This is a genomic window from Pedobacter glucosidilyticus DSM 23534 (assembly GCF_000425145.1).
Classification (GTDB): domain Bacteria; phylum Bacteroidota; class Bacteroidia; order Sphingobacteriales; family Sphingobacteriaceae; genus Pseudopedobacter; species Pseudopedobacter glucosidilyticus.
The window spans coordinates 1-25,290 of the sequence record NZ_AULF01000041.1; the positions used below are offsets into that span (position 1 = coordinate 1).

Genomic DNA, 25,290 nt, shown 5'->3' on the forward strand with positions numbered 1-25,290 from the left:
AGTCCGCTACCTAGCCAAACTTGGGGGCGTATAACCAGAAAAACACAAAATGGCAAAACTACCCTTTATCTTTCTGTATTTGAGTGGCCAAAAAATGGTATACTTAGCATCGATGGGCTAAATCAAGAAGTGATATCAGCAGGAATGCTGCACAATGGCGAAAAACTAAAGTGGGATAAAAACAGCAACCAAGTGATGTTAAAAATACCATCACAAGCACCGCATGCCGTGGCAAGTGTTATAAAAGTTGAAGTAAAAGGCGAAATGAAAACTTGGTTTGGAGAATCAGGGAAAGAGAAAATGAAAACTGGGGCTCTTGACTAAGTAGCTTTAAGGTGAAAAAGTATCAAGCTGATTGAAATTAATTAAGCTTTATCCCAATCAGCCTGATACATAATTTTATTTAAACTTACCCATCAGGGCTTTTAGCTTATCCTGCATATCGGTTTCAGCATCTTTTTGTACTGGCTTTTTAAATCCTTCTTTACCAGATGATTTTTGAATGCTAGCTGGTTTATCTGCCTTTTTTAATGGGCTTGTATTACCCTTAATACTCAATGCTATACGCTTACGGGCAACATCAACCTCTGTAACAGTAACTTCTACCCTTTGCTGTACTTTTACAACTTCGTTAGGGTTTTGTATAAACCTATCTGCCATTTGGCTCAGGTGCACTAAACCATCTTGATGAACGCCAATATCCACGAAGGCACCAAAATTTGTTATGTTAGTTACTATACCTGGTACTTTCATCCCTACCCTTAAATCTTCAATTTTATTAATTCCATCGGCAAAAGTGAAAGATTCAAATTGCTCACGTGGGTCTCTCCCTGGTTTGGCAAGCTCGGCTAAAATATCTTTTAGCGTTGGCAAACCTACCTCATCAGAAATATACTTTTGTAGGTTTATCTGCTTTCTAAGTGCATCATTAACCAATAAATCTTCCACTTTACAGCCCAAATCTTTAGCCATTTGCTCTACCAATGCATAACGCTCTGGATGAACCGCACTGGCATCTAAAGGATGTTCGGCATTTCTGATTCTTAAAAACCCTGCAGCTTGTTCAAAAGCTTTGTCGCCCAAACGGGCAACTTTTTTTAATGATTCGCGGTTTTTAAAAGCTCCATGTAGGTTCCTATATTCTACAATGTTTTGTGCCAATTGCGGACCAAGTCCTGATACATAGGCTAAAATTTGTTTAGAAGCCGTATTTAGCTCAACCCCAACAGCATTAACGCAACTTATAACGGTATCATCTAAAGAAGTTTGTAACTTGTTTTGGTCAACATCATGTTGGTATTGCCCAACACCAATAGATTTAGGGTCTATTTTAACCAATTCCGCTAATGGGTCCATCAATCTTCTTCCAATAGAAACAGCCCCTCTAACGGTGATGTCATGATCTGGAAATTCTTCTCTGGCAACTTCAGAAGCAGAGTAAATAGAGGCTCCGCTTTCATTAACCATCACCACTTGTACATCTTTTAAACCTTGCTTACGTACAAATTCTTCTGTTTCTCTACTAGCTGTTCCGTTACCAATGGCTATGGCTTCTATTTCATATTTGTTGACTAAGTATACCAAAGTTTGCTCTGCCTCTTTTAAATTTCCGGCTCCTGTAAAGGGATAAATAGTAGTGTTTTCTAATAATTTACCTTGTTTATCTAGGCAAACCAATTTGCAACCTGTTCTAAAACCAGGGTCTAAGGCTAATACATTTTTTTGGCCCATAGGTGCTGCTAATAATAACTGACGAGCATTTTCTGCAAATACTTTTATAGCTTCTTCATCGGCTTTTTGCTTAGACAACAGCCTGATTTCTGTTTCCATACCAGGCTTAAGCAATCTTTTATAACCATCTTCTATGGCTAGCTTTACCTGTTGAGATTTTGCTTGATTAGCCTTGATGAAAAGTTTTTCTAAGAGTTCTATAGCATCTTCTTCGGGAGGTAAAATATCTAACTTTAAGATAAGTTCTTTCTCTCCTCTACGGATAGCCAAAATACGGTGAGAAGGAGCAGTTTTTAAAGGTTCTTCCCACTCAAAATAATCTTTGTATTTGATACCTTCCTCTTCTTTACCTTTAAAAACTTCTGCTTTTAAGGTTGCTTTCTCCCAAAATAAATCTCTCATTTTAGCCCTTGCATCAGCGTTTTCTGCTATCAGCTCTGCTATAATATCTCTTGCACCTTGTAAAGCATCGGCAACAGCCAAAACACCTTTTTCTTCATTGATATATTGTTCTGCTTCAGCCTCAGAATCATTTCTATCTTGTTCTAAAATACTTAAGGCTAAGGGTTCTAAACCTTTCTCGCGGGCAACCGATGCTTTAGTTTTACGCTTAGGTTTATAAGGTAGGTAAATATCCTCTAAAACAGCCATGGTAGCTGCTTCTATAATTTGCTTTTTTAAATCATCGGTTAATTTACCTTGCTCATCAATAGATTTAAGAATAGCTTCTCTTCTTTTATCTAATTCTCTTAGCTGTTGCACCCTGTCTCTGATGGTAGCTACCTCAACTTCGTCTAAACTTCCGGTAAGTTCTTTACGGTATCTGGAAATAAAAGGTACTGTTGCACCTTCGTCTAATAAGGCTAAAGTTGCATCAACCTGTTTGGTACCAATACTTAGTTCCTGCGCTACAAGCTGTATATGTTGGTCTCTCATGTAAATTTTATTAGTCTACGAAGTTGTAAAAAACTGTAGGTAGCGCAAAATAAAATTCCTAACAAAAAGGGGTAAGGTTATTGAAGGTAAGTATGGGTGTAAATATCAAAAAAATGTTAATATTTTTTAGTTGATGATAATCTTTCTAAAAGTTAGCTTTCCCTCGCTTTCTACCTTAAGAAGATAGACACCTGCATTTAAGTTATTTGTTTCAAGCTCTTGCTTTCCTTTTAAGCTCTTTTTGTTTAAAACTGATTTACCGGTTATGTCTATAAGTTCAATATCATAAGTATCAGAAAACATTACGGTTAAGGAATTCCCTGTCTCTACAGGGTTGGGGTAATAGGCAAAACCAGCAAATTTTGGATCTTCTTTAACCGAAGTAGAGAAATAAGTAAAATCATCAGAATAGGTACTGCAACCTCCGTTATTCTTAATTTCAACTGCGTAAAACCCTGTATTTTGAATAGGGAAAGAATTTGAAGTAGCACCAGCAACAGGGGTTCTGTTAAAATACCATTGATAGGTAGCACCGGCAACTGTAGGTGTTGTTAATGTATTGCTATTTGCAGCCCTATTGATAACTGGCTTTGTTGGTTGAGCTGCAACTGTAATATTTTTTGAGATGGTAGAGCCGTTACATACGCCACCAGTAATAGCTACGGAAATATTGATGATGGTACCAACAGTATTGGGGATAAGAACAGTATACTGCGTATCTGAAATTCTGCTGCTAGAGGCTCCTGTGATTGTCCAGTTATAAGAAGTAGCACCTGTTGCACCATTAATGGTATAGATAATGATATTATCTGAGCAGGCACTAGTACTTGTAGGATTTGATGTTGCAGCTGTAATAGTTGCTGTACACTGTGCTTTGGCAGCTAAATGAGTTATAGAAATAAATATTATAACAAGTAAATTTTTCATCATACTTAGGAAAATTGCTAGGTAAATATATCAAAAATACATGGTTTAATACGTAGTAATGTCATTTAGGTTCTATCAAACTTATTAAAAACTATTTTTTTACTAATTTTACAGCATGAAATTACCCATTGTTGCATACGGAGACCCTGTTTTAAAAAAAGTTGCTTTGGATATCAATCAAGATTATCCAGATTTAAATGTGTTGATTGAAAACATGTTTGAAACCATGTATGCGGCTAGTGGTGTAGGTTTAGCTGCTCCACAAATAGGTTTACCCATTAGACTTTTTGTGATAGATGCTACACCTTTTGATGATGACGAACCCGAATTAAGTAATTTCAAAAAAGTATTTATCAATGCCCGTATTTTAGAAGAAACTGGTGAGCCTTGGAAATTTAACGAAGGCTGTTTAAGTATTCCGGATGTTAGGGAAGATGTAAGTAGAAAGCCTGAAATAGTTGTATCTTACTACAATGAAAACTGGGAGTTAAAAGAAGAAAGCTTTAAAGGCTTAGCAGCAAGAGTTATACAACACGAGTATGACCACATAGAAGGTAAGCTTTTTACAGATCGTATTAGCCTTTTGCGTAAAACGATGCTAAAAAACAAATTAGAATCTATCTCTAAAGGAGCTGTTAAAGTAGCTTATAAAATGAGATTTCCATCTTTAAAGAAAAAAAGATAAGGTTTGATGATCTTATCTTTTGTTTCTCTCTTTATTACCTTCTGTTATTTGTTTGATAAGCGCTCCCCATGCAAATGGATTTAACAGAGGATTGGTTTGAACCATATTTTTGTTGGTTAAACCAATATGGTTGTTCTGAAAATTAAAAGACTGCATTTCTGTACCATCTCTTGGTAAAGAAACATATAAATCTTTAAGGCTTTCGCTGGAAAGGTTCTTTTTTGCTATTTCTAAATCATCATCAGCAAATTTCATGGTTAAGAAATCTCTCTTAAATTCATCATAACTTGCCCAAGGAAATACCCTTACTGTAGGCAACATGATATTGTCTGATTTCATTTTAACAACCGCTGTAAATTTTTTGTCTTTGAGATTTTCTGGTATCACCAACACCAATTTTTTATATCCAACAGAAGAAAACTGTATGCTATCTCCCTCGTGGGCAACAAAGGAGTAATAACCTTTATAATTGGCCGAATAGGTCTTTTTTTGTGATAGATTATTTAATGTTACATAAGGAACCACGGTATTACTATCAATGTCATAAATAACTCCAGAAAATTGCACCAAAGGTTTTGTCTCCTTTTGTGCAAAAGTAGCTGTAGCTAAAAAACAAAGTATAGTTACTAAGATGTTCCTCATTATTTTTAAATAAAAATATTAAAAGCTTCTTAATTTATCTGTTAAATAGTGTTAAAGAAAAAAGCCTTTATCTTTTTAACGATAAGGCTTTTTATATGTTTTAAAATAAATTGTAAAATTATTGAAGGTTTGCTGGCAATACAGCCGTTGGGTCATCTATCGCTGTTAGGTTAATAGCTTCAACAGCAGTTATAGATGGCACAGCTTTTTTAACAGCTTGTTCTATACCGGCTTTTAAGGTCATGATACTCATTGGGCAAGAACCACAAGAACCTAGTAGTTTTAATTTAACGATATAATCATCTGTAATTTCTTCTACGGATACATTCCCACCATCAGCTTCAAGATACGGTCTTATGGTATCTAATGCTGCTTCTACTTCGTTCCTTAAATTCTCTTTCGGGTCCATTATTGATAATTTTTTATAAAAATAACAAAATCAAAAGGAAAATTATGCTTTTGCCATGTCATTTTTAATTGCCAGTTGTTGTGCTACTTTTTGTGCCAGCTGTATATATGCCTGTGCTACCAAACCTTTATCGGCTAAAATAATTGGTTCACCGCTATCACCTGCTTCGCTTACACTTTGTACCAAAGGTAATTCGCCAAGGAAGGGTACATTATATTTATCTGCCATTTGCTTACCACCATCTTTACCAAAAATATAATATTTGTTATTTGGCAGCTCGGCAGGTGTGAAATAAGACATATTTTCTACCACACCTAAGATAGGTACGTTAATGCTATTCATCATAAACATGCCAATTCCTTTAGTTGCATCGGCCACAGCTACTTGTTGTGGTGTAGTTACAATAACGGCCCCAGCTATAGGGAAAGTTTGGGTAATGGTGATATGAATATCGCCTGTACCTGGTGGCAAATCAACAATCAGATAGTCTAATTCTCCCCAATCAGCATCGTTAAAAAGCTGTTTCACAGCAGTAGAAGCCATTGGACCTCTCCATGGAACGGGTTGCCCTGGATCTGTAAAAAAACCGATGGATAATAGTTTGATTCCATATTTTTCTATAGGCTCTATGCTGGTTTTTCCATTAACCTCGCTAGCATTGGGCTTGGCATCTTCTAAGCCAAACATGACAGGTACTGATGGTCCATAGATATCAGCATCTATCAAGCCTACTTTGGCGCCAGTTAAGCTTAAACCTATGGCTAAATTTGCTGCAACGGTAGATTTCCCTACTCCGCCTTTACCTGAGGCTACTGCGATGATATTTTTAATTTGTGCAGAAAACTGTGTTTTAGGCGTGGTTACACGACTTGTCATGTGGATGTTGAGTACCGCATCTTGACTTACAAAATGTTTGATCGCATTTCTACAAGCGTTTTCTAACATGTCTTTCATAGGACAAGCCGGCGTTGTAAGTACTACAGAAAAACTGATGTTATAACCATCAATCACCAGGTTTTCTATCATATTAAGTGTCACCAAATCTTTCTTCAAATCTGGATCTTCTACATTTCTTAAAGCATCTAATACTTGGTCTCTAGTAAACATCGTTTTGTAATTTCCAGTAAAATTAACAAAAGGCTTATAATTAAAATTTTGTTTCGGTGCTGTTTTTGAGATAATTTGGCGTGTTCAATTTTTATATCAAAAGATTTTAATATTTTTCAAAATATTATATGAGATTTTTAACAGGAAGATTTAAGCAATTTAAACACAAAAAAACGGTCTTGATTGCCCTTTCTGTTGTGTTTTTGATGATTGTTGCGGGTGGTATTACAGCTTATTTGAAGCGGGAAGCTTTACTAGAGCAAGTAGTTAATAAAGCGGTTAACAAAGCAAAATCAAAGTATAATTTAAATGTAAAAATTGGTTCCTACGCTTTTTCTGGCTTAAGCACTGTACATTTTAGTAATATTACGGTTATACCAGAGGAAAGAGATTCTTTAGCAAATATTACCGATTTTACGGTGGGTATTAAACTTTTTCCACTTCTTTTCGGGGATATTAAGATATCTGAATTAAAGCTTAATCATGCGCTTATCTCTTTGGTAAAGAGAGATAGTATAAGCAATTACGACTTCTTATTTAAGAAAGATACCACTACAAAAACCGAGAAAAAAGAGGTTGACTTGGCAGATTTAGCCCATAAACTTATTCATCAGGCATTAGATAAAATACCTGATGATATGGCTATCCAAGATTTTAAAATCACTTACAAAGAAGATACTACGCAGTTAAGTATCCTGACAAAAACGGCAACTATTATTGATAATGATGTAAAATCTACCATCTTGATTAATGATAATTTGGCCACATGGCATGTAGACGGCACAGCAGAACCCAACGACCAACAGCTTGATTTAAAGCTATATGCCAACAATAAAAAGGTAGAGTTTCCTTACTTGGAAAATAAATATGGCTTAAAACTAAATTTTGACACCGTACGAACTGTGATGAGCAGTGCAGAAAAATCAGGCTCTGATTTTGAGATTACCGGTAATTGGTCGGTCAAAAATTTATTGATTAACCACCCAAAAATTGCAGCTAATGATATCATTGTACCTGATGGAAGCCTAGATGCCAAATTGATTATCGGGAAAAATAGTGTTGCGGTTGATAGTAGTTCGGTAGTGCATTTGGGTAAAGCTAGCCTTCATCCTTTTGTAAAACTTACTCTAGGAGAACATAAAATTTACGAGCTTAAGCTAAATACCGAAGAACAAGATGCACAAGAAATTTTTAATGCTTTTCCGCATGGCTTGTTTGAATCTTTAGAAGGTATGCAAGTAAAAGGTAAATTGAAGTATGACCTTAACTTTTATTTGGATAGCAAAAAACCAGATGATGTTGTTTTTAGCTCTTCTTTAACCGCTAGCCCTGATTTTAAGATTACGAGATTTGGTAAAACCAATTTCCAAAAAATTAATAAAGAGTTTGTATATACGCCTTATGAAAAAGGCAAACCTGTAAGAAATATCATCGTGGGACCACAAAATCCAAATTATGTACCTATACAGGATATTTCTCCAAATATTAAAAATGCTTTATTGACTTCAGAAGACCCATCTTTTTACTCGCACAATGGTTTTGTTGAGGAATCTATCAGGCAATCTATTGCTACTAATTTTAAAGCCAAATCTTTTAAAAGAGGTGGTAGTACCATTTCTATGCAATTGGTAAAAAATATCTATTTAAACAGGCAAAAAACTTTAGCTCGAAAAATTGAAGAAATACTAATTGTTTGGTTGATCGAGCATGAAAAACTGAGCTCAAAAAACCGGATGTATGAGGTTTATTTGAATATTATTGAGTGGGGCCGAAATGTTTATGGCATTAGCGAAGCGGCTAATTATTATTTTGGTAAGCATCCATCGCAATTGAGCATTGGTGAGGCTATTTACTTGGCTTATATTGTACCTAAACCAAAATCTTCTTTATATGCCTGGCAGGCAGATGGTAGTTTAAAACCTTATTTAAGAGGCTATTTCAACTTAATTGGCGGCTTAATGGCGAGAAGAGGTTATACACAGGCAGATTCTAGCGTTTACGGATATTATGGCGTACGATTAAGGGAAAGTTTAAGACTACAGATAGCTCCTTCTGATACCATTCCAGATAGCCTAGCACAAGATGATGAGGCTAATTTATTTAATCTTTTCAACCTTAAAAAGGACACTACCATTGTACCCAAAGAAAAGTTTCTGAAGCAAATTTTTGAACCTGATGCAAAGGATACAACTACTAAATCTGCAAAAGAACTAAGACAAGAACGCAGACAAAAGAGAAAAAAAGGCTTAAATAATTAGTTTTTTAGATTTTTTAAAACCAATAGGTATAATTTTTATTAATAAATAGAGGGTTTAAATTATTTTAAAAAATTTATGATGGAAAAACATACTTACCAAACTGGTATTATAGGAAATTGCTCTTATTTAGCTCATGTACATAAAAACACCAATATCACTTGGTTATGTTGGCCTAGATTTGATAGTTCTTTTGTTTTTGGAAGTATGCTGGACAGTAAAAAAGGTGGTGAATTTTCTATCATGCCTTCTTCTGAATATACTTCTAAACAGTACTATTTAGAAAATACCAATGTATTGTGTACTGAAATTACGACAGCTAGTGGTAGGTATAAAGTAACAGATTTTGCTCCTCGTTTTCAGCAATTTGAAAGGTATTTTAAACCTTTGATGCTGATTAGGAAGGTACAACTTCTAGAAGGTAACCCTCATATTAAAATAAAATGCCAGCCTGTTTATGATTATGGAAAAAGTGAACTAGAGGTTATCAGAGGCTCAAACCATATCGAATATATAGGTTGTGGCGAAAAGATAAGATTATCCACCAACGCCCCGCTTTCTTATATTTTAGAAGACCAGTATTTTATTCTTAAAGATACTTTATACCTGTTTTTAACTTTTGGAGAGCCTTTGGAAGGCCCTATACAAACCACAGCAGATAGGTTCTTAAACCAAACCATCAGTTATTGGAGAACGTGGATAAAACGTTCATCAATAGGAGATTTTTATCAAGAACAGGTGATAAGATCGGCCTTAGCCTTAAAAATACACCAATATGAAGATACCGGAGCCATTATTGCCGCCAGTACCACCAGTTTACCTGAATTTCCGGGGAGTGGCCGAAATTGGGACTATAGATTTTGCTGGCTAAGAGACACTTATTATGTCATTAATGCGCTACACCATATTGGCCATTTTGAAGAGACAGAGAAATACTTTGATTATATTACCGATATATCTTTTGAAGAAGGCTTACGCTATCAACCGCTTTACAGTATATCCAGACAAAAAAATTTAGTGGAGGAAATTGCTGATCATCTGGAAGGCTATTTGGGAAACGGTCCGGTAAGAATTGGTAACCAAGCTTATGAACATATCCAAAATGATATTTATGGTCAGGCTTTAATTTCATTACTTCCGCTTTATACCGATCATCGTTTTGTTTTTTCGGAAAGGAAAGATTCTGCCTCTTTAGTTGAAGTAGCTTTAAAAAGAATAGAGCATACCATAGATGAGGTTGATGCCGGTATCTGGGAGTTCAGAAATAGTGCCTATTTACATTGTTATAGTAACCTTTTCCAGTGGGCGGGCTGTAGCGCAGCAGCAAAAATTGCCAGAACCATCAATGACGAAGCATTGGAAGAAAAAGCCGTTTCTTTGATGAAACGAGCGGCCAAGCATATTGAAGATTGTTATGATCCTGTACGTAAAGTTTATACACATGCAGTTGGTAGTCCGCATTTAGATGCCAGCACTTTACAGTTGATTATGATGAATTACCTAGACCCACAATCTGAAAGGGCTAAGAACCATTTAATAGCTTTAGAAAATGAGTTAAAAACACCAAATGGTTTGTTCTATCGCTATTTACATGCTGATGATTTTGGAAAACCAGAAACCACTTTTTTAATATGTGCTTTTTGGTATGTAGAAGCGCTAGCTTGTGTTGGCCGTGTGGATGATGCTGTGAGAGAGTTTGAAAAATTGATGAAATATGCTAACCACTTGATGCTCTTTAGCGAAGATGTTGATGAAGAAACGGGTAGCCAATGGGGTAATTTCCCACAGGCTTATAGCCATGTTGGTTTAATGAATGCTGCTTACAGGATATCTAATAAATTGAATAGGCCTTTGTATTTGTGATTTTAAGGAATGATGTGCTATAAAGGCTGATGAATATTTTTATTTCAGGGTCTTTAGGCTACTTTATACTTCTAGAAAGGAACAAACATTCATAAAAAACAGCCTAAACCGAAGCGCATGAGCAATCCCCCAGAGCCGGAAAGACGAAAAAACTGCAGTAGAAATTATAAAATCTTGCACTTCCAAGCCTATAGCGAATGCGGTTTTGCGTTCGAGGTTATGTGAACTTTCATAAATCACTTCCTAGCAAAAATAAGCGCTCCTTGTTTTTGAGTGTGGGTAAGACTAGTGCGGTAAAGGCTCCAGAGGGGATTGTTCAGGACTTTTGGTTCCTTTTGGTCCCTCAAAAGGAACGAGCCTCGCCGGCGATAGAGGTGGATGATTATTACAATAAATATATTTGAATTAATTGGCTTTTAGGCTCAAGGCTTTCCAACCCTAGCCGGGTAGCGGCTCCTTTCTTTTCCTTGATGAAAAGAAACAAAAATCAAGGCTGATGAATATTTGTTGTTTCGTCTAAATAAATCTTAATCCACAATCCTGAGTAGTGTGAATGGTTTTACTTGATGAAAGTTTCTACAACACCCATAGGATTGTTTTCCGATAGTTCTCAATGAAAGTTCATGCAAAAGATTTATTTGACTTCACTTCCAAATCTTCATAGGCCGTCTTTCGTTCTTCGGGAAGGTTGATTTAATATTATTGGAAGAACCTAAACATCCCGTCTTTAGGTTCTTTTTAATTTTTACTTTTGATTTTTGACTTATTAACCCCTACACCACAAACTTTTTAAGTAAAGTACGTACCTCTTCTACGCTATTGATATAGTAATTTGCAGCCGATACGCTACTGCCAACTTTTATAGTGATAGCGTTTTGAGGCAACTGCTGAAAGGTATCTTCATCGGTATGGTCATCGCCTAAGGCCATAATAAAATCAAAATCTTTATCTAGTAAATAAGAAAAGGCTGCTTTGCCTTTATTGATATCGCTGCTTTTGATTTCTAAAACTTTATTTCCTGCTAATACCTGTAAACCCATTTCGCGGGTTAAGTAGCGCAGATTACTTTCAAGCTCGTTAGCTCTTAACTCGCCCAAACCTTTTTCTACCTTTCTAAAATGCCATGCTAGAGAAAAACGTTTCTCTTCTATAAAAGACCCTGGTGTACGGTCTGAGTAGGCTTCTAACATAGCTCTTACTTTAGTTTTCCAGTGGTCTGATAAACCTGGTATTGTTGCCCAACGTTGTCCATTCATTTTATGCCAAGCGCCATGCTCTGCAATTAAATCAATGCTTAAATGACCAAACCATTGCTCCAAGGTTTCATGCTTTCTACCGCTTATAATTACCAGTTGATTACGGGAATTTGTATTCAGCTTGTTTAAAAGTTCATATAACTCATCATCAGGATAAGCTTTATCAATTTCGGCTTTAAAGCCAACCAAAGTACCATCATAATCTAAGAAGAAAACTCTTTTTTGTGCTTGCTGCATTTGCCTGATAAAGGTTTCTTGTGTTTGAGCATTTACACTTTTTGCTTTTCTTATACCTTCTGATACTTTAACATCTTTCAATTGATCCATAAATATCTTTACCCAATGGTGTATATCAAATTTATTAACTACATCTTTTAATGCCAGCATTCTTAATTTTTGTTCTTCTTCTGGCATCTCTAAAGCCTGAATAATAGCTCGGTACATTTCGCCCAAATTATTAGGGTTTACGATGAGTGCATCGGCAAGTTCTTTAGACGCACCTGCCATTTCACTTAAAATAAGAACGCCATTATCTTTTCTACTGGCAATATATTCTTTACTTACGAGGTTCATCCCGTCTCGCATTGGGGTAACCAAACAAATGTCTGCCCTGCTGTATAAAGCAACAAGTGTTTCTACCGGAAAAGACCGATAAAAATAATGGATGGGATGCCAGGATGATGTTCTGAAACGAGCATTGATATTACCAACCATCTTATCAATATCATCTCTAAGTTCTTTATACTGAGGTATATTATCTCTTGATGGTACTACAATCATGTGTAAAGAGATTTTTTCTATATACTCAGGATTATCTGTTAATACTTTTTCAAAAGCCATTAGGCGTTGTAAAATCCCCTTGCTATAGTCCAGTCGGTCTACAGAAAGTATCATTTTAGCATCTTTTAAGACCTCATTATAAATAGAAATTTCTTCTTGTACTTTGTTGTCTTTTGTTAAACTTTCAAATTTTGTGGCATCAATACCCATTGGGAAAGCGTCAACCAAAACATTTCTATCAGCCACTTGAATGATATTTGCCGTTGCATGAACAGGAATAGAGCGTGTTGCAGAGCTAGTAAAATGCCTTACATCATCATAAGTATGGAAACCAATTAAATCAGCCCCTAGCATTCCGTTTAACAATTCGGCTCGCCAAGGTATTAACCTAAAAAGCTCAAAAGACGGGAAAGGGATATGTTGAAAAAAGCCAATGGAAACATCTTTTAACTCATCTCTGATTAATTTTGGGAGTAGTAATAGTTGATAATCATGAATCCAGATGGTATCTCCGGGTTTTGCTACGGCCAAAACTTGATTTTTAAATTTCTCGTTAACGGTTTGATAATAGTCCCAATATTTTTGTTCGAACTGGGCATAGGTACTCATGTAATGAAAAATTGGCCAAAGAATTTCGTTAGAAAAGCCTTCATAATAATTAAGAATTTCTTCATCACTTAAAAAAACTGGTAATAAGTTTTCTTTCTGAAGTAATGCTGTAACTTGGGATTTTTCGTTGTCTTCAGTAATTTCTGTACCACACCAGCCTATCCAAATATTGTCATTTTGTTTATATACAGAACCTAAGCCGGTTGCCAGCCCTCCTTCGCTCAATTTTAATTTAAAACTTTCTTCTTCTTTAGAAATTTTTACGGGTAATCTGTTAGATACAATAATGGTTCTGCTCATGATGATAGGGATAAAACTTGAAAAATCTATTAAAAACAAAAACCATGCAAATAAAATTTAGCATGACTATTGACGGTTTATCATAAAAGATATTTTTACATGAAGAATTTGAGCAGTTATTTACATGAAATATCTGGTTATATGCCAGCTTATGTTTGGAATTTTACTGTTTTAATTGCTGCATTTTTAATTGGCTCTGCAATAAAGCAATTGATTATTAAAACCAGCACTTATCATCAAAATAAAACGAGTTTCTCCTTCCTCAAATCTGCCCTGCGTTATGCCAGCAAACCTTTAAGTTTATTGTTTCCTTTGTTTGTTTTTTATTTGATGATTCCTTTGTTAAAACTAAGTTCTGTTTTTATCCAAATCATCAATAAAAGTGTAGAAATAGCATTTATCATAGGCTTTGCTTATTTGTTAATCAATATCATTAACATTATACAAGATTTTGTTTTACACTCTTACAGCCTACAAAAAGATGATAATTTAAGAGAGAGGCGCATCCTTACCCAGCTTCAATTTATCAGGAAGTTTTTTGTTGCATTTATCATCATCCTTACTATAGCTGCTGTACTTTTTAGTTTTGAGGGTATGCGAAAAATAGGCGCTGGTTTACTTACAGGAGTTGGTATAGGTGGGATTATTATTGGCTTTGCTGCACAAAAATCTTTAGGAAATTTATTGGCAGGCTTTCAGATTGCTTTTACACAGCCCATCCGTATTGATGATGTTTTGGTGGTTGAAAACGAATGGGGTAGAGTTGAAGAGATTACGCTTACTTATGTGGTCTTACATATTTGGGACCAACGAAGGTTAATTTTACCCATTAATTATTTTATTGAAAAACCGTTTCAGAATTGGACCAGAACCTCTTCTGACATTTTAGGAACAGTTTTCATTTATACCGATTATAATATCCCATTAGATGCGTTAAGACAAGAGTTTATAAGGTTATTAAATGATACTCCTTTATGGGATAAGAAAGTACAGATTATACAGGTAACAGATGCTAAGGAACAAACTATAGAAATTAGGGCTTTAATGAGTGCCGGCAACTCATCTAAGGCATTTGATTTAAGATGTTACATCAGAGAAAATTTGATTGATTTTATACAAAAGAATTATCCTGATAGTTTACCAAAATTAAGAGCCAGTTTTAGTTCAGAATCAGAAATAACATTTGCTAAAAAAGCTTAATACTATCAGAAAAGTGTCAATATTGATTGGAAAGTATACAATAAATGTTTAAACATTTATTTTTGTGCGTATAAAAATTTCAAATATGAATGCACAAGAATTGATTGATAAATTAAATTGGAGATACGCCACTAAAGTATTTGATGCTACGCGTAAATTAAGTAGCGAACAGCTTGATGTATTGTTAAGCGCAATACAACTTGCTCCAAGCTCTTTAGGCTTACAGCCTTATAAAGTATTGGTGATTAGTAATCCGGAAGTTAGAGAGAAACTAAAAGCAGCAGCTTATAACCAAACACAAATAACTGATGCATCAGAAATTATTGTTTTTGCTACATACAAAGACTTTAATTTAAGCCATGTTGATGATTTTGCAAACAATATAGCAGCTACAAGAGGCCTCAAAAAAGAGGATATACAAAGCTATATTGATATGATGAATGGATCTGTATCATCTAAAACCCAAGAGCAGCTGCAAATTTGGAATGCCAGACAAGCTTACATTGCTTTAGGCATCTTATTAGATACCGCAGCTTTATTAGCTATTGATGCTTGTCCTATGGAAGGTTTTAGTGTAGAGCAGTTTGATGAAATATTAGGTTTATCAGCTTTAAACTTAACCAGTGTGGTTATTGCTGCAGTAGGTTACCGTTCTGTAGAAGATGGCTACCAACACTACAAAAAAGTAAGAAAATCTAAAGAGGATTTATTTATCAAAATTTAAGGTTTGTAAACAGCAAAGGCGGATTTTCATCCGCCTTTGCTGTTTAATATTTTTTAATATTATCTTAAGGTAAAGCCACCTCTACCCATTGTTGCACCATCCGCATATAATAAAACAGTATAGTTTCCTGGTTCAAAAGTGTTTCTGTTGGTCCAATCTAAGTTAAAACTTTTTGCTTCTCCACTAAACTCAATAGCAGTTTTATAGGTGTATTGTAACTCTTGGTTATTGGCCATAAACATGCCGCCTTCGCCAATAATTAAATTTCCGGCAGGGTCTATAACTCTTAAATAAATATCATGCATGCCTTTGGTAGCAATCGGATTGGTATTGATGGTAAAGGTAATTCTAATTTTTTGTGTTGAGCTTGCTCTACTCACATCTGTTTCTTTACCGCTAGATTTAACCCTTAGAGGTATAATTTGTACATTACTAGCTTTTAAAGCCGCACCTGCTTTTACCTTATTATTTAAAGAGTCGTTTTCCTTAGATAAATTCTCAGCAAATTTACTAACGGTATTTACCGTTGATTTTAAACTATCTCTTTCTTGCGTTAAGGCTGCATTTTTTTGTTGTAGCTCGTCAATATCAGTAGTATACTTAGTTACAAAATATCTTAATTGTTTAACATCTTCACGAGCTTTAGAAAGTTCTCCTGCGGTTAGTTGTCCTCTGTTTAAGGCTTGTCTTAATTGCGCAATTTTTGCTCTTAGCTCTTCATCTTTTGCTTTTAGTTCTTCTGATAATTGGGTCCCTGTATTGTTTGCCTGCTCAAGCTCTGTCTCTAATTTTTCTAGCTCTGTTTGCAAAGCAGTACGCTCATCGCTAACGGTTACAATACGCTTATCAGATTTATTTTTTTGAATAAATAAATATGCGTTTAAGCCTAAAAGGGCAACAATTACAGCAATAAGAAAGTAAATCTTATTGGTGTCTTTTTTCTTTTGATCTTGAGTTTCCATGTTCTCCTCTTGCGTTTACGTTAATTTTGGTTTTGTTAAGCAAATATTATTCCATCAGTAATGTTACAGCAAATACAAATGGTTTAATTTACTTTTTGGTTTTTTTGCTAAAATAAATGGAATTTTTAATACTACAAGTTTAAACGCTAAATTCTACCTCATTAAAAGTTTCTAGATGATTATCTTTATCGTTTTGAAATTCAACCCGTATTCATGAATAAAATCCTGCTAACAACTATTTTATATTTAGTTATTAACCAAATTAGTGTTAATGCCCAGTTATTGTACAGTCCGAAAAGAGAATTTAGAGGTGTTTGGATAGCAACTGTCGTAAATATTGATTGGCCATCTAAATCTACTTTAACAAGTACCCAACAAAAAGAAGAACTTATTCATATTTTAAACAAACATCAAGAACAAGGTTTAAATGCGGTATTTTTTCAAGTAAGGCCAGCAGCAGACGCTTTTTATGCAAAGGGTACAGAGCCTTGGTCTATGTGGTTAACCGGTACACAAGGTAAAGCACCAGAACCATTTTATGACCCCTTAGACTTTGCCATTCAAGAATGTCATAAAAGAGGAATGGAGTTACACGCTTGGTTTAATCCTTACCGAGCCACCTTTGATAGCCAGTTTAGCAAACTCCACAAAAATCATATCACCAATTTAAAACCAGAATGGTTTATTACTTATGCTGGTAAAAAAATATTTAATCCGGGTTTACCCGATGTTAGGGAATACATTACCCAAGTGATTATGAATGTGGTTAAAAATTACGATGTTGATGGTATCCATTTTGATGATTATTTCTATCCTTACGCTATAAAAGGTCAAACTATTGATGATACAGATGCTTATATCGCTTATCATCATGGTATTAAAAATGTAGCAGACTGGCGCCGGGATAATGTAGATCAACTGATTAAAATGGTTAGTGATAGCATTAAACATCATAAAAAATATGTAAAATTTGGGATTAGTCCGTTTGGTATTTGGAAGAACAAAAAACAAGACCCAGAAGGTTCTGAAACTAATGGTGGAGATTCTTATTACGGTCTATTCGCAGATTCTAGAAAATGGGTTAAAGAAGGCTGGGTAGACTATATTAACCCACAAATTTATTGGGCTTTTAGTACCATGGCTGCTCCGTATAATAAACTGGTAGATTGGTGGAGCAATAATGCCTACGGAAAGCATTTATATATCGGTCAAGGCGCATATCGCTTAAGCGATAATAAAGATATTGGCTGGAGAAACCCTACTCAAATGCCTAGTCAAATTGTTTATAATCGTTTAAACAATAGGGTACAGGGCAGTGTATATTTTAGTTCTAAATCATTAAATACAAATCTCAAAGGCATATCAGACACTTTAAAAAGTAATTATTATCAATATCAAGCACTTCCACCGCCTATGCTTTGGTTAGATTCTGTATCACCAAGCCGACCGGAAAATTTATTAGCTGTACAAACCAATAAAAGCGTTTTGCTAAGTTGGAAATTACCTCCTAAAGCTAAAGATGGCGAGAGCGCTTACGGATTTGTGGTTTACAGATTTGAAGATAACGAGCCCTTAGATATAGATAAGGCAGCGGCTATTAAAAAAGTATTTTATGGCGCTATTACCTCTTGGGAAGACCAACAGGTTGTGAAAGGGAAGAAATACACTTATGTTGTTACTGCTTTAGACCGTTTAAAGAACGAAAGTGAACACGCTATACCTGTTACTGTATCAATAAAATAATCATGAAAAGAAAAATTAGAGCCGGCCTAATGGCCTATGGAATGTCTGGTAAAGTATTTCACGCTCCTTTTTTAGAACAACATCCGGGTTTTGAATTAGTTGCTATTGTAGAACGCAGCAAAAACGAGGCTGTAAAAGATTATCCCAATATCATCCAATACAGAGATCAAGAAAGCCTTTTGGCTGATGATTCTATAGAACTTATCGTTATAAACACACCTAATTTTACACATTACGAGTATGCTAAAGCTGCATTAAACGCTGGTAAACATGTATTGATAGAAAAACCTTTATCTGTACTAAAAACAGAAGCAGAAGAGCTTTTTGCTCTGGCATTTAGAAAAAATTTACAGGTTTTTGCTTATCAAAATAGACGTTTTGATAGCGACTATTTATCTGTAAAAGAGGTTTTAGATAGCAAAAAATTAGGAAATATTATTGAGGCTCATTTCCGTTTTGATAGATATCGCCCAGAGGTTAGCCATAAGTTTTTTAAAGAACAAGCTATGCCTGGGGCTGGTATTCTGTATGATTTGGGTGCACACATCATAGACCAAGCCATTAGTTTATTTGGTGTACCTGATGATTTTATTAAAACTTATGGCAGCAATCGCCCGGTTACAGAAGTTGATGATTATGCCCATGTACATTTAAAATACAAAAATGGCTTAAACGTATACATCAGTACCAGTTTATTGGTTGCAAACCCTTTACCTAGCTATGTTTTACATGGTACCAAAGGGAGTTTCACTAAACACAGAACCGATGTGCAGGAAGAACAATTATTAGCTGGCATTAAGCCTTTTGATGCTAACTATGGTATAGAAAAACCAAATAGCGAGGGTGTTTTGGTGTATTATGATGATGAAAATCAACAACATCAAGAATTGCTAAAAGCAAAGCAAGCAAGCTATATGCACTTGTTCGATCATGTTTATGAAGCTATTGTTTATCAAAAACCATATTATGTAAAACAAAATGAGATTATAGCGCAACTAAGCATCTTAGAAAAATAATTCTTCTGTGTTATTAAACTTATTGGCTTTTTTGAGGTTCATTATTTTAAACTCAAACACTAACCAAATAACAATATGAGAATTGCTGGGATTGTAGCCATATTATTTGTTTTCACAGAAAGCTTTGGGCAAACTACCGTAAAAAGAGACCCTCAAATACAGCAAATGGTAGAAGAGGTATCTGTCCAAAACTTAGAAATACTGGTTAAAAAACTCGCTAGTTTTGGCACCAGACATACTTTAAGTGATACTGCAAGTAAAACTACAGGCATAGGTGCTGCCAGAAATTGGATTAAAAGCGAGTTTGAAAAATACAGCAAAGCATCTGGCGGCAGACTTAAAGTTGATTTTGATACTTTTATCCAACCTGCCGACGGGCGTAGAATAAAACAAGACGCTGTCCTTAAAAATGTTTTGGCAACTTTGCCGGGAACAAATCCAAATGATGATCGAGTTTTCATTATTTCTGGTCATTATGACTCTAGGGCTTCTGATGTTAACGATGCCAAAAGCAAAGCCCCTGGTGCTGTTGATGATGCTTCTGGAACAGCTATTTCTTTAGAGCTAGCCCGTATCATGAGTAAACACCAGTTTAGCGCCACTATTATTTTTATGGCTGCCGTTGGAGAAGAGCAGGGTTTGTATGGTGCTGCCCATTTAGCTAAAAAAGCTAAAGCAGAAGGCTGGAATATTAATGCCATGATTACTAATGATATTGTAGGAAATACTTATGGTAGCGAAACTGATTTGAAAGATAACCGCTCTGTAAGGGTTTTTAGCGAGGGAGTGCCTGCTGCAGAAACCAAAGAACAAGCTGCCTTAAGAAATTCTGTAGGTGGCGAAAACGATAGTCCGGCTAGACAATTTTCGCGTTATGTTAAAGAAATTGCAGAACGTTATGTAGACCAATTAGATGTTAAACTTATTTACAGAAGAGACCGCTATTTAAGAGGCGGAGACCATACACCTTTCTCTTTAGAAGGCTTTACTGCTGTTAGGTTTACAGAGATGAATGAAAATTTTGATAGACAGCATCAAGATATTAGAACAGAAAATGGTAGAGATTATGGCGATTTACCAGAATTTGCAGATTATAATTATATCCAAAAAGTGGGTAGGATGAATTTAGCTGTATTGGCAAATATTGCTAAAGCACCTTCAGAACCTCAAAATGTGGGTATTTTAACTAGCGATTTAACAAACAAAACTACCTTAAAATGGGAAGCACCTAAAAGCGGTAATGCAGCAGGTTATTATATTTTGATGCGTGAGACTACTTCGCCTTTTTGGGAAAAGAAATTTTATGTGAATTCTACACAGTACACTTTACCATATTCTAAAGACAATTACTTTTTTGGTGTACAGGCAGTAGATGCCGATGGACATGAAAGTGCCATTGTGTTTCCTAAACCGGTGAGGTGAGATCTAATTAGCTTGTTAAAACAGCACTAGCAGGAGTTGTAAACCTGCTAGAGAATGTTATCATGATAAATGTGCTTACTCTTCCGTTTGTGGATGAGTAGGTTTTTGATCAAGTTTAGGTTCGTTCTCCAAACCTTCATATTGTTCATCTTGATCGCCGTTTTTCTCTTTGTAACTCCCCTCTCCTTTATCGTCTAAGTTTTCTTTACGGCGTTCAGATTCTTTAAGAGCTCTTTCTGCTTGTTCTTTAACTCTTTTATCTAAATGATCTTGGTTAGGACCAGATTCCCAGTGTTTTTCTTGCGTTTCCATAGTTGCTCATTTTTAGATGTATAAAACAAAATCTTTGCCATGTTACTTTTTTATATCGCTAATAAACATCATATAAAATAAAAAAAGCTTCCCTATGGCTAAGGAAGCTTTCAATAATGTATTTAGCAATCTTTTAGATTAAAGAAACGCTTCTGTTTACAAAAGCTGTTAAATCTGCTCCGGTTAATAAACCTTGTGATAATAAAGCTAAATCAAATGCTTGTTTTGCTAATTCGGCTTGTGTACTTTCATCTTCTGCTTGTAAAATCTTACTCACCAGTTTATGATTTCCGTTGATAGCAACTTTGTAACTATCAGGCATGTTGCCATAAAAACTCATCCCACCACCCATAGCAGCCATATCTTTCATACGACGCATAAACTCGTCCATCGTAACTGTAACTGGCAATTCTTCTGGGTTCATAGCCTCAATATTTACCTGATAAGCTGGTTTGTTGATAGCTTTTTCAAATATCTCTTTAACTTTTTTAGTTTGATCTTCGCTTAAAGCGTGTTCAAGTTTTTCGCCTTTATCAATTAATTTATCGGCAACATCAGCATCAACACGTTTTAACTGAACCTTTTCTAACTTATGCTCTATATGGCTTACAAAGTGATTATCAATAGGAGTATCCATCAATAATACATCGTAATTTTTCTTTTTAGCCGATTGTATAAAAGCATCTTGCTTAGCTGGGTCTATGGTATATAAATAAACCACATTGCCATCTTTATCTGTTTGTGTTGCTTTAACTTTTTCTTTATATTCTTCTAAAGTAAAGTATTGGTTATCGGTATTTTTAAATAAGCCAAAGTCTTTTGCTTTTTCATAGAACTTCTCTTCGCTTATCATTCCATATTTTACGAAAATGCCAATATCATTCCATTTTTGCTCGTAAGCTGGGCGGTCTTTTTTGAAGAGTTCGGCAAGTTTTTCGGCAACTTTTTTAGTGATATAGCTATTGATTTTTTTAACATTTCCATCGGCTTGTAAGAAACTTCTAGAAACGTTTAGCGGAATATCTGGCGAGTCTATAACGCCATGTAATAGCATTAAAAACTCTGGAACAATATCTTTTACTTCATCAGTAATAAAAACTTGTCTGCTAAACAATTTGATTTTATTACGTTGAAACTCTACATCATTTTTAAGTTTAGGGAAGTATAAAACACCGGTTAAATTGAAAGGATAATCAACATTTAGGTGAATCCAAAATAGTGGGTCTTCAGAAAAAGGATAAAGTTCTTTGTAAAATTGCAGGTAATCTTCGTCCTTTAAATCAGAAGGTGCTAAAGTCCAGATAGGTTTAGCGCCATTGATGATGTTTTCTTTCTCTACTGATTTATATTGTGGCTTACCATCTTTGTCTTCTCCGTCTGGTTCGCTTTCTGTTTTAGTACCAAAAACAAGCTTAGTTGGCAAAAACTTAAAGTATTTATCTAAGATTTCTTGAAGCTTATATTTACTTAAAAATTCTTCAGAATCAGCGTTGATATATAAAATCACATCAGTACCGCGGGTGGTTCTTGTACCTTTGGAAATTTCAAACTCTGTACTTCCGTCACAAATCCAGCTGGCAGGTTCCGCACCGTCCTGATAAGAAAGGGTTTGAATTTCTACTTTCTCTGCCACCATAAAGGCCGAGTAAAATCCTAAACCAAATTTTCCGATAATTTCATTAGCGTCTTTAGCATCTTTAAATTTCTCTACAAATTCTGTAGCACCAGAAAAAGCAATTTGGTTGATGTATTTTTTAATCTCTTCGGCTGTCATCCCTATCCCATTATCACTAATGGTAATGGTCTTCTTTTTTTCGTCAAAAGCTACCTCAACCTGAAGTTCTCCTAACGTTCCGTTATATTGCCCAAGTGAGGCTAATCTTTTAATTTTTTGTGTAGCATCAGAAGCGTTTGATACTAACTCTCTTAAGAATATCTCATTATCCGAATACAAGAATTTTTTAATGATCGGAAAAATATTCTCGGTGTGGATTGAAATGGTTCCTTTTTCTTGCATGATATGTTTTGTTTTATCTATTTACAGTTTATAATAGCCACCTATCAATGCTTGTTCCAAAGCTTTTTGGGTGACATGTTGACAGCCGGCAAGTATTTTGCAGCTATTTATCTGGTACATTTTCAATAATTTTAGGGATGAAATTTTTTCAGCAACAAATAAAGCTAAGGCCTTTTTCAAGAGGTTTCCATTTAATTACCAGAGAAGTTTTAGCAGCTTTACCACAAATTCAGGAAATAGAAATTGGGCAGTTACAGGTTTTTATGCAACATACATCAGCATCATTAACCATTAATGAAAATGCCGACCCTACTGTACGACAGGATTTTGAATCGTATTTTAATATCATGACACCAGAAAATGCACCTTATTATTTGCATGATTATGAAGGGGCGGATGATATGCCTGCACATATAAAAGCATCTTTACTAGGTACATCTGTACAAATACCTGTCTCACGTGGTAAATTGTGTTTAGGCACTTGGCAAGGTATTTACATGTGCGAGCATAGAAATGATGGAGGGAACCGAAATATAATGCTTACAGCTTGGGGTGTTTAATTTTTATAGAAAATAAGTTAATTTTTCTTATAAAACTTATATTTGCAATATTTAATACCCATTATTGTACTCAATATTTAAATAATTTGATGCTTAAGCTTAATCAAAAAGATAAATTTTCTTCTTTTTGGCTTTGGTGGAGAGGTGAAAATCTTAATTTTACGTTAGAGCGTAAAATTTTCCATTCATTTAGCCTCATTGTAATGGTTGCCCTTCTTTTTATCATCCCTGTAAATTATGTGAGTGGATTATACCATTCTTTCTTGTTAACCATAGAAATTTTTGTAGTACAAGCTTTAACCTATTACATCAGCAGGTTTAAAAATAATTTTAATTTGGCTATTGATATATCCGCTATCAATATCAACCTTATTCTAGGTATAAATTACTTTTTTAATAGCGGTATAGAGGGTCCAACACTCTTGTTATATGCCTTAAGTTTATTTTTATTGCTATCTATATCAAGGCTTAGTAAATTAATTTATCTGGTGCTTTTAAACCTTACTTGTGTAGCCATCATCACAGGTTTAGAATACTACAATGCAGATTTTATTATTGTTAACTATAATGATACCAACAGCAAGTATATAGACCTTCTTTTTTCTTACCTTATTAGTTTAATTTTAATTTACGCTGGTACATCCTACCTAAAAAAAAGCTATATATTCCAAAGAAAAATTGTGCTTGAGAAGGCAGAAGCCCTAAAAGTTTTGAATAATGAAAAGGATAAAATATTTTCTGTTATATCTCATGATTTAAGAACCCCTTTAGCCAATATTCAACAATATCTTGAGCTTGCCAATACCGTAGAACTTACCGATGAGGAAAGAAAAGTTATTAGAAAAGATTTATTAGAATTAACTAGAAACTCTTTAGAGCTGCTTAATAATTTACTGCATTGGTCTAAAAACCAGATGGACGGTAATATAGTTAATAAAAGATTTATCTTCATTGCAGAAGAATTAGCCTTGACCTTTAATTTCCTTAAAAGTTTTGCTCAGAAAAAAGATGTAGCTATAGAAATTTTTTTAGAAGAAAATATAGCTATTTACGCTGATTTAGATATGCTGAAATTAATCTTAAGAAACCTTATCCATAATGCGATAAAGTTTTCTCCCGCCGGCGGATTAATTGATGTAACAATGGTTACCGAGCATGATCATTATCTGATTACTGTAGCCGATAAGGGTATAGGCATCAAGAAAAATGAACAGGCTGCAATTTTTACCATGAGCCCTAAAACCAATTATGGCACTAACAAAGAAAAGGGTACTGGTTTAGGGTTAATGCTATGTAAAGAATATACCGAAATGCAAGGTGGTAAAATTTGGTTTACCAGCACAGAACATGTAGGCACCACATTTTACGTTTCTTTACCTAAAAATAGTGCTTAAATAGTCAAGCCTTAAAAAGTCCAATTTAATTTTACAGGGTATAATTTATTTGGATGATCTTGCAGATTTTTTTTGTCAGTTTATCAAATACCCACATTAGAAGGAGCTGCCATTGTAAAATGAAGCTGGCAAAAGATGATTTCCATTTATTCATCATCCTTTTGAAGTTAAAAGCAGCAGCAGCAAGCATAATATTGATATTATCGCCCACTATTCCTTTATAAAAGTTGCGGTTTAATCTGTGATCTTGTTTGATGTGTCCGATAATGGGTTCTATGGATGCCCTTTTGCGATGTAACTTTCTAAGTTTATTAGCCTGATACCTGCTGATGTTCTTTTTAGGTGCTTTGGGTAAGAGTATTTGTGTTTCTCCTATTTGGCTTTTACCTCTGTATCCTCTATCTACTGTAGCAAACCTAGGCCATTTACCCACCAGTTCG

Annotated in this window: 21 protein-coding genes; 11 read left to right on the forward strand and 10 right to left on the reverse strand. The window is 34.9% G+C overall.

All coding sequences use genetic code 11. The features are described from left to right. Positions 1-324: alpha-L-fucosidase C-terminal domain-containing protein (locus H510_RS18770; RefSeq protein ID WP_036692691.1), on the forward strand; the 324-nt coding region annotated here is incomplete at its 5' end. A gap of 75 nt (positions 325-399) precedes the next feature. On the opposite strand, the gene H510_RS0111720 is transcribed toward H510_RS18770, so the two are convergent. Together H510_RS0111720 and H510_RS0111725 are read right to left on the reverse strand one after the other, a co-directional pair. Further along, positions 400-2,667, reverse strand: a complete 2,268-nt coding sequence (locus H510_RS0111720; protein WP_026904503.1) for a Tex family protein — start codon at positions 2,665-2,667, stop codon at positions 400-402. A 126-nt stretch (positions 2,668-2,793) separates the two neighbouring features. After that, positions 2,794-3,597 (reverse strand): T9SS type A sorting domain-containing protein, encoded by an 804-nt coding sequence (locus H510_RS0111725; protein ID WP_081659271.1) that lies wholly within the window; start codon positions 3,595-3,597, stop codon positions 2,794-2,796. A gap of 112 nt (positions 3,598-3,709) precedes the next feature. On the opposite strand from H510_RS0111725, the gene def reads away from it, so the two are divergent. After that, positions 3,710-4,279 (forward strand): peptide deformylase, encoded by a 570-nt coding sequence (gene def / locus H510_RS0111730; RefSeq protein ID WP_026904505.1) that lies wholly within the window; start codon positions 3,710-3,712, stop codon positions 4,277-4,279. A gap of 12 nt (positions 4,280-4,291) precedes the next feature. Here the strand turns inward: def and H510_RS0111735 are convergent, their stop codons facing one another. The 3 genes from H510_RS0111735 to H510_RS0111745 all read right to left on the reverse strand — a co-directional run bounded on the left by H510_RS0111735 (position 4,292) and on the right by H510_RS0111745 (position 6,437). After that, positions 4,292-4,921: a peptidase associated/transthyretin-like domain-containing protein gene (locus H510_RS0111735; RefSeq protein ID WP_026904506.1), complete on the reverse strand. Its 630-nt coding sequence runs from the start codon at positions 4,919-4,921 to the stop codon at positions 4,292-4,294. A gap of 118 nt (positions 4,922-5,039) precedes the next feature. Beyond that, a complete protein-coding gene (locus H510_RS0111740; RefSeq protein WP_026904507.1) occupies positions 5,040-5,330 on the reverse strand; it encodes a NifU family protein in 291 nt (96 codons plus the stop codon). Between the two features lie 42 nt (positions 5,331-5,372). After that, a complete protein-coding gene (locus H510_RS0111745; RefSeq protein WP_026904508.1) occupies positions 5,373-6,437 on the reverse strand; it encodes an Mrp/NBP35 family ATP-binding protein in 1,065 nt (354 codons plus the stop codon). A gap of 128 nt (positions 6,438-6,565) precedes the next feature. On the opposite strand from H510_RS0111745, the gene H510_RS0111750 reads away from it, so the two are divergent. Together H510_RS0111750 and H510_RS0111755 are read left to right on the forward strand one after the other, a co-directional pair. Then, the gene (locus H510_RS0111750; protein WP_026904509.1) at positions 6,566-8,695 is read left to right on the forward strand and encodes a biosynthetic peptidoglycan transglycosylase; all 2,130 of its coding nucleotides are present in this window, start codon (positions 6,566-6,568) and stop codon (positions 8,693-8,695) included. Between the two features lie 78 nt (positions 8,696-8,773). Further along, on the forward strand, positions 8,774-10,555 hold the full coding sequence (locus H510_RS0111755; RefSeq protein WP_026904510.1) for a glycoside hydrolase family 15 protein: 1,782 nt from the start codon (positions 8,774-8,776) through the stop codon (positions 10,553-10,555). Positions 10,556-11,328: 773 nt separating this feature from the next. On the opposite strand, the gene H510_RS0111765 is transcribed toward H510_RS0111755, so the two are convergent. Further along, entirely contained in the window at positions 11,329-13,500 is a 2,172-nt protein-coding gene (locus tag H510_RS0111765) for a bifunctional alpha,alpha-trehalose-phosphate synthase (UDP-forming)/trehalose-phosphatase (protein WP_026904512.1), read from the reverse strand. Positions 13,501-13,599: 99 nt separating this feature from the next. Here H510_RS0111765 and H510_RS18775 point away from each other — a divergent pair, with 99 nt between their 5' ends. Both H510_RS18775 and H510_RS0111775 read left to right on the forward strand, forming a co-directional pair. Continuing rightward, on the forward strand, positions 13,600-14,700 hold the full coding sequence (locus H510_RS18775) for a mechanosensitive ion channel family protein (RefSeq protein ID WP_051291179.1): 1,101 nt from the start codon (positions 13,600-13,602) through the stop codon (positions 14,698-14,700). Between the two features lie 85 nt (positions 14,701-14,785). After that, the gene (locus tag H510_RS0111775; protein WP_026904513.1) at positions 14,786-15,424 is read left to right on the forward strand and encodes an NAD(P)H-dependent oxidoreductase; all 639 of its coding nucleotides are present in this window, start codon (positions 14,786-14,788) and stop codon (positions 15,422-15,424) included. Positions 15,425-15,483: 59 nt separating this feature from the next. Here the strand turns inward: H510_RS0111775 and H510_RS0111780 are convergent, their stop codons facing one another. Continuing rightward, entirely contained in the window at positions 15,484-16,386 is a 903-nt protein-coding gene (locus H510_RS0111780) for a coiled-coil domain-containing protein (RefSeq protein ID WP_026904514.1), read from the reverse strand. 213 nt (positions 16,387-16,599) lie between these two features. On the opposite strand from H510_RS0111780, the gene H510_RS0111785 reads away from it, so the two are divergent. The 3 genes from H510_RS0111785 to H510_RS0111795 all read left to right on the forward strand — a co-directional run bounded on the left by H510_RS0111785 (position 16,600) and on the right by H510_RS0111795 (position 20,567). Next, positions 16,600-18,129, forward strand: a complete 1,530-nt coding sequence (locus H510_RS0111785; RefSeq protein ID WP_026904515.1) for a glycoside hydrolase family 10-like protein — start codon at positions 16,600-16,602, stop codon at positions 18,127-18,129. A gap of 2 nt (positions 18,130-18,131) precedes the next feature. Continuing rightward, on the forward strand, positions 18,132-19,145 hold the full coding sequence (locus tag H510_RS0111790) for a Gfo/Idh/MocA family protein (RefSeq protein WP_026904516.1): 1,014 nt from the start codon (positions 18,132-18,134) through the stop codon (positions 19,143-19,145). Positions 19,146-19,220: 75 nt separating this feature from the next. Beyond that, a complete protein-coding gene (locus H510_RS0111795) occupies positions 19,221-20,567 on the forward strand; it encodes a M20/M25/M40 family metallo-hydrolase (protein ID WP_026904517.1) in 1,347 nt (448 codons plus the stop codon). Between the two features lie 75 nt (positions 20,568-20,642). Here the strand turns inward: H510_RS0111795 and H510_RS0111800 are convergent, their stop codons facing one another. After that, positions 20,643-20,879, reverse strand: coding sequence for a hypothetical protein (locus H510_RS0111800; RefSeq protein ID WP_026904518.1), 237 nt, complete (start codon positions 20,877-20,879; stop codon positions 20,643-20,645). A 133-nt stretch (positions 20,880-21,012) separates the two neighbouring features. Further along, positions 21,013-22,896 (reverse strand): molecular chaperone HtpG, encoded by a 1,884-nt coding sequence (gene htpG / locus H510_RS0111805; protein WP_026904519.1) that lies wholly within the window; start codon positions 22,894-22,896, stop codon positions 21,013-21,015. Between the two features lie 137 nt (positions 22,897-23,033). On the opposite strand from htpG, the gene H510_RS0111810 reads away from it, so the two are divergent. Further along, positions 23,034-23,456 (forward strand): secondary thiamine-phosphate synthase enzyme YjbQ, encoded by a 423-nt coding sequence (locus H510_RS0111810; protein WP_026904520.1) that lies wholly within the window; start codon positions 23,034-23,036, stop codon positions 23,454-23,456. A gap of 89 nt (positions 23,457-23,545) precedes the next feature. Then, the gene (locus H510_RS0111815) at positions 23,546-24,850 is read left to right on the forward strand and encodes a sensor histidine kinase (RefSeq protein ID WP_026904521.1); all 1,305 of its coding nucleotides are present in this window, start codon (positions 23,546-23,548) and stop codon (positions 24,848-24,850) included. 31 nt (positions 24,851-24,881) lie between these two features. Here H510_RS0111815 and H510_RS0111820 read toward each other — a convergent pair. Beyond that, the coding region (locus H510_RS0111820; RefSeq protein WP_026904522.1) for a transposase at positions 24,882-25,290 on the reverse strand (409 nt) is incomplete at its 5' end.

Bases quoted from the DNA above. Each gene is read 5' to 3' on its own strand.
- H510_RS0111720 (WP_026904503.1), bottom strand. From the start codon at position 2,667: ATGAGAGACCAACATATACAGCTTGTAGCGCAGGAACTAAGTATTGGT.
- H510_RS0111725 (WP_081659271.1), bottom strand. From the start codon at position 3,597: ATGATGAAAAATTTACTTGTTATAATATTTATTTCTATAACTCATTTA.
- def (WP_026904505.1), top strand. From the start codon at position 3,710: ATGAAATTACCCATTGTTGCATACGGAGACCCTGTTTTAAAAAAAGTT.
- H510_RS0111735 (WP_026904506.1), bottom strand. From the start codon at position 4,921: ATGAGGAACATCTTAGTAACTATACTTTGTTTTTTAGCTACAGCTACT.
- H510_RS0111740 (WP_026904507.1), bottom strand. From the start codon at position 5,330: ATGGACCCGAAAGAGAATTTAAGGAACGAAGTAGAAGCAGCATTAGAT.
- H510_RS0111745 (WP_026904508.1), bottom strand. From the start codon at position 6,437: ATGTTTACTAGAGACCAAGTATTAGATGCTTTAAGAAATGTAGAAGAT.
- H510_RS0111750 (WP_026904509.1), top strand. From the start codon at position 6,566: ATGAGATTTTTAACAGGAAGATTTAAGCAATTTAAACACAAAAAAACG.
- H510_RS0111755 (WP_026904510.1), top strand. From the start codon at position 8,774: ATGGAAAAACATACTTACCAAACTGGTATTATAGGAAATTGCTCTTAT.
- H510_RS0111765 (WP_026904512.1), bottom strand. From the start codon at position 13,500: ATGAGCAGAACCATTATTGTATCTAACAGATTACCCGTAAAAATTTCT.
- H510_RS18775 (WP_051291179.1), top strand. From the start codon at position 13,600: ATGAAGAATTTGAGCAGTTATTTACATGAAATATCTGGTTATATGCCA.
- H510_RS0111775 (WP_026904513.1), top strand. From the start codon at position 14,786: ATGAATGCACAAGAATTGATTGATAAATTAAATTGGAGATACGCCACT.
- H510_RS0111780 (WP_026904514.1), bottom strand. From the start codon at position 16,386: ATGGAAACTCAAGATCAAAAGAAAAAAGACACCAATAAGATTTACTTT.
- H510_RS0111785 (WP_026904515.1), top strand. From the start codon at position 16,600: ATGAATAAAATCCTGCTAACAACTATTTTATATTTAGTTATTAACCAA.
- H510_RS0111790 (WP_026904516.1), top strand. From the start codon at position 18,132: ATGAAAAGAAAAATTAGAGCCGGCCTAATGGCCTATGGAATGTCTGGT.
- H510_RS0111795 (WP_026904517.1), top strand. From the start codon at position 19,221: ATGAGAATTGCTGGGATTGTAGCCATATTATTTGTTTTCACAGAAAGC.
- H510_RS0111800 (WP_026904518.1), bottom strand. From the start codon at position 20,879: ATGGAAACGCAAGAAAAACACTGGGAATCTGGTCCTAACCAAGATCAT.
- htpG (WP_026904519.1), bottom strand. From the start codon at position 22,896: ATGCAAGAAAAAGGAACCATTTCAATCCACACCGAGAATATTTTTCCG.
- H510_RS0111810 (WP_026904520.1), top strand. From the start codon at position 23,034: ATGAAATTTTTTCAGCAACAAATAAAGCTAAGGCCTTTTTCAAGAGGT.
- H510_RS0111815 (WP_026904521.1), top strand. From the start codon at position 23,546: ATGCTTAAGCTTAATCAAAAAGATAAATTTTCTTCTTTTTGGCTTTGG.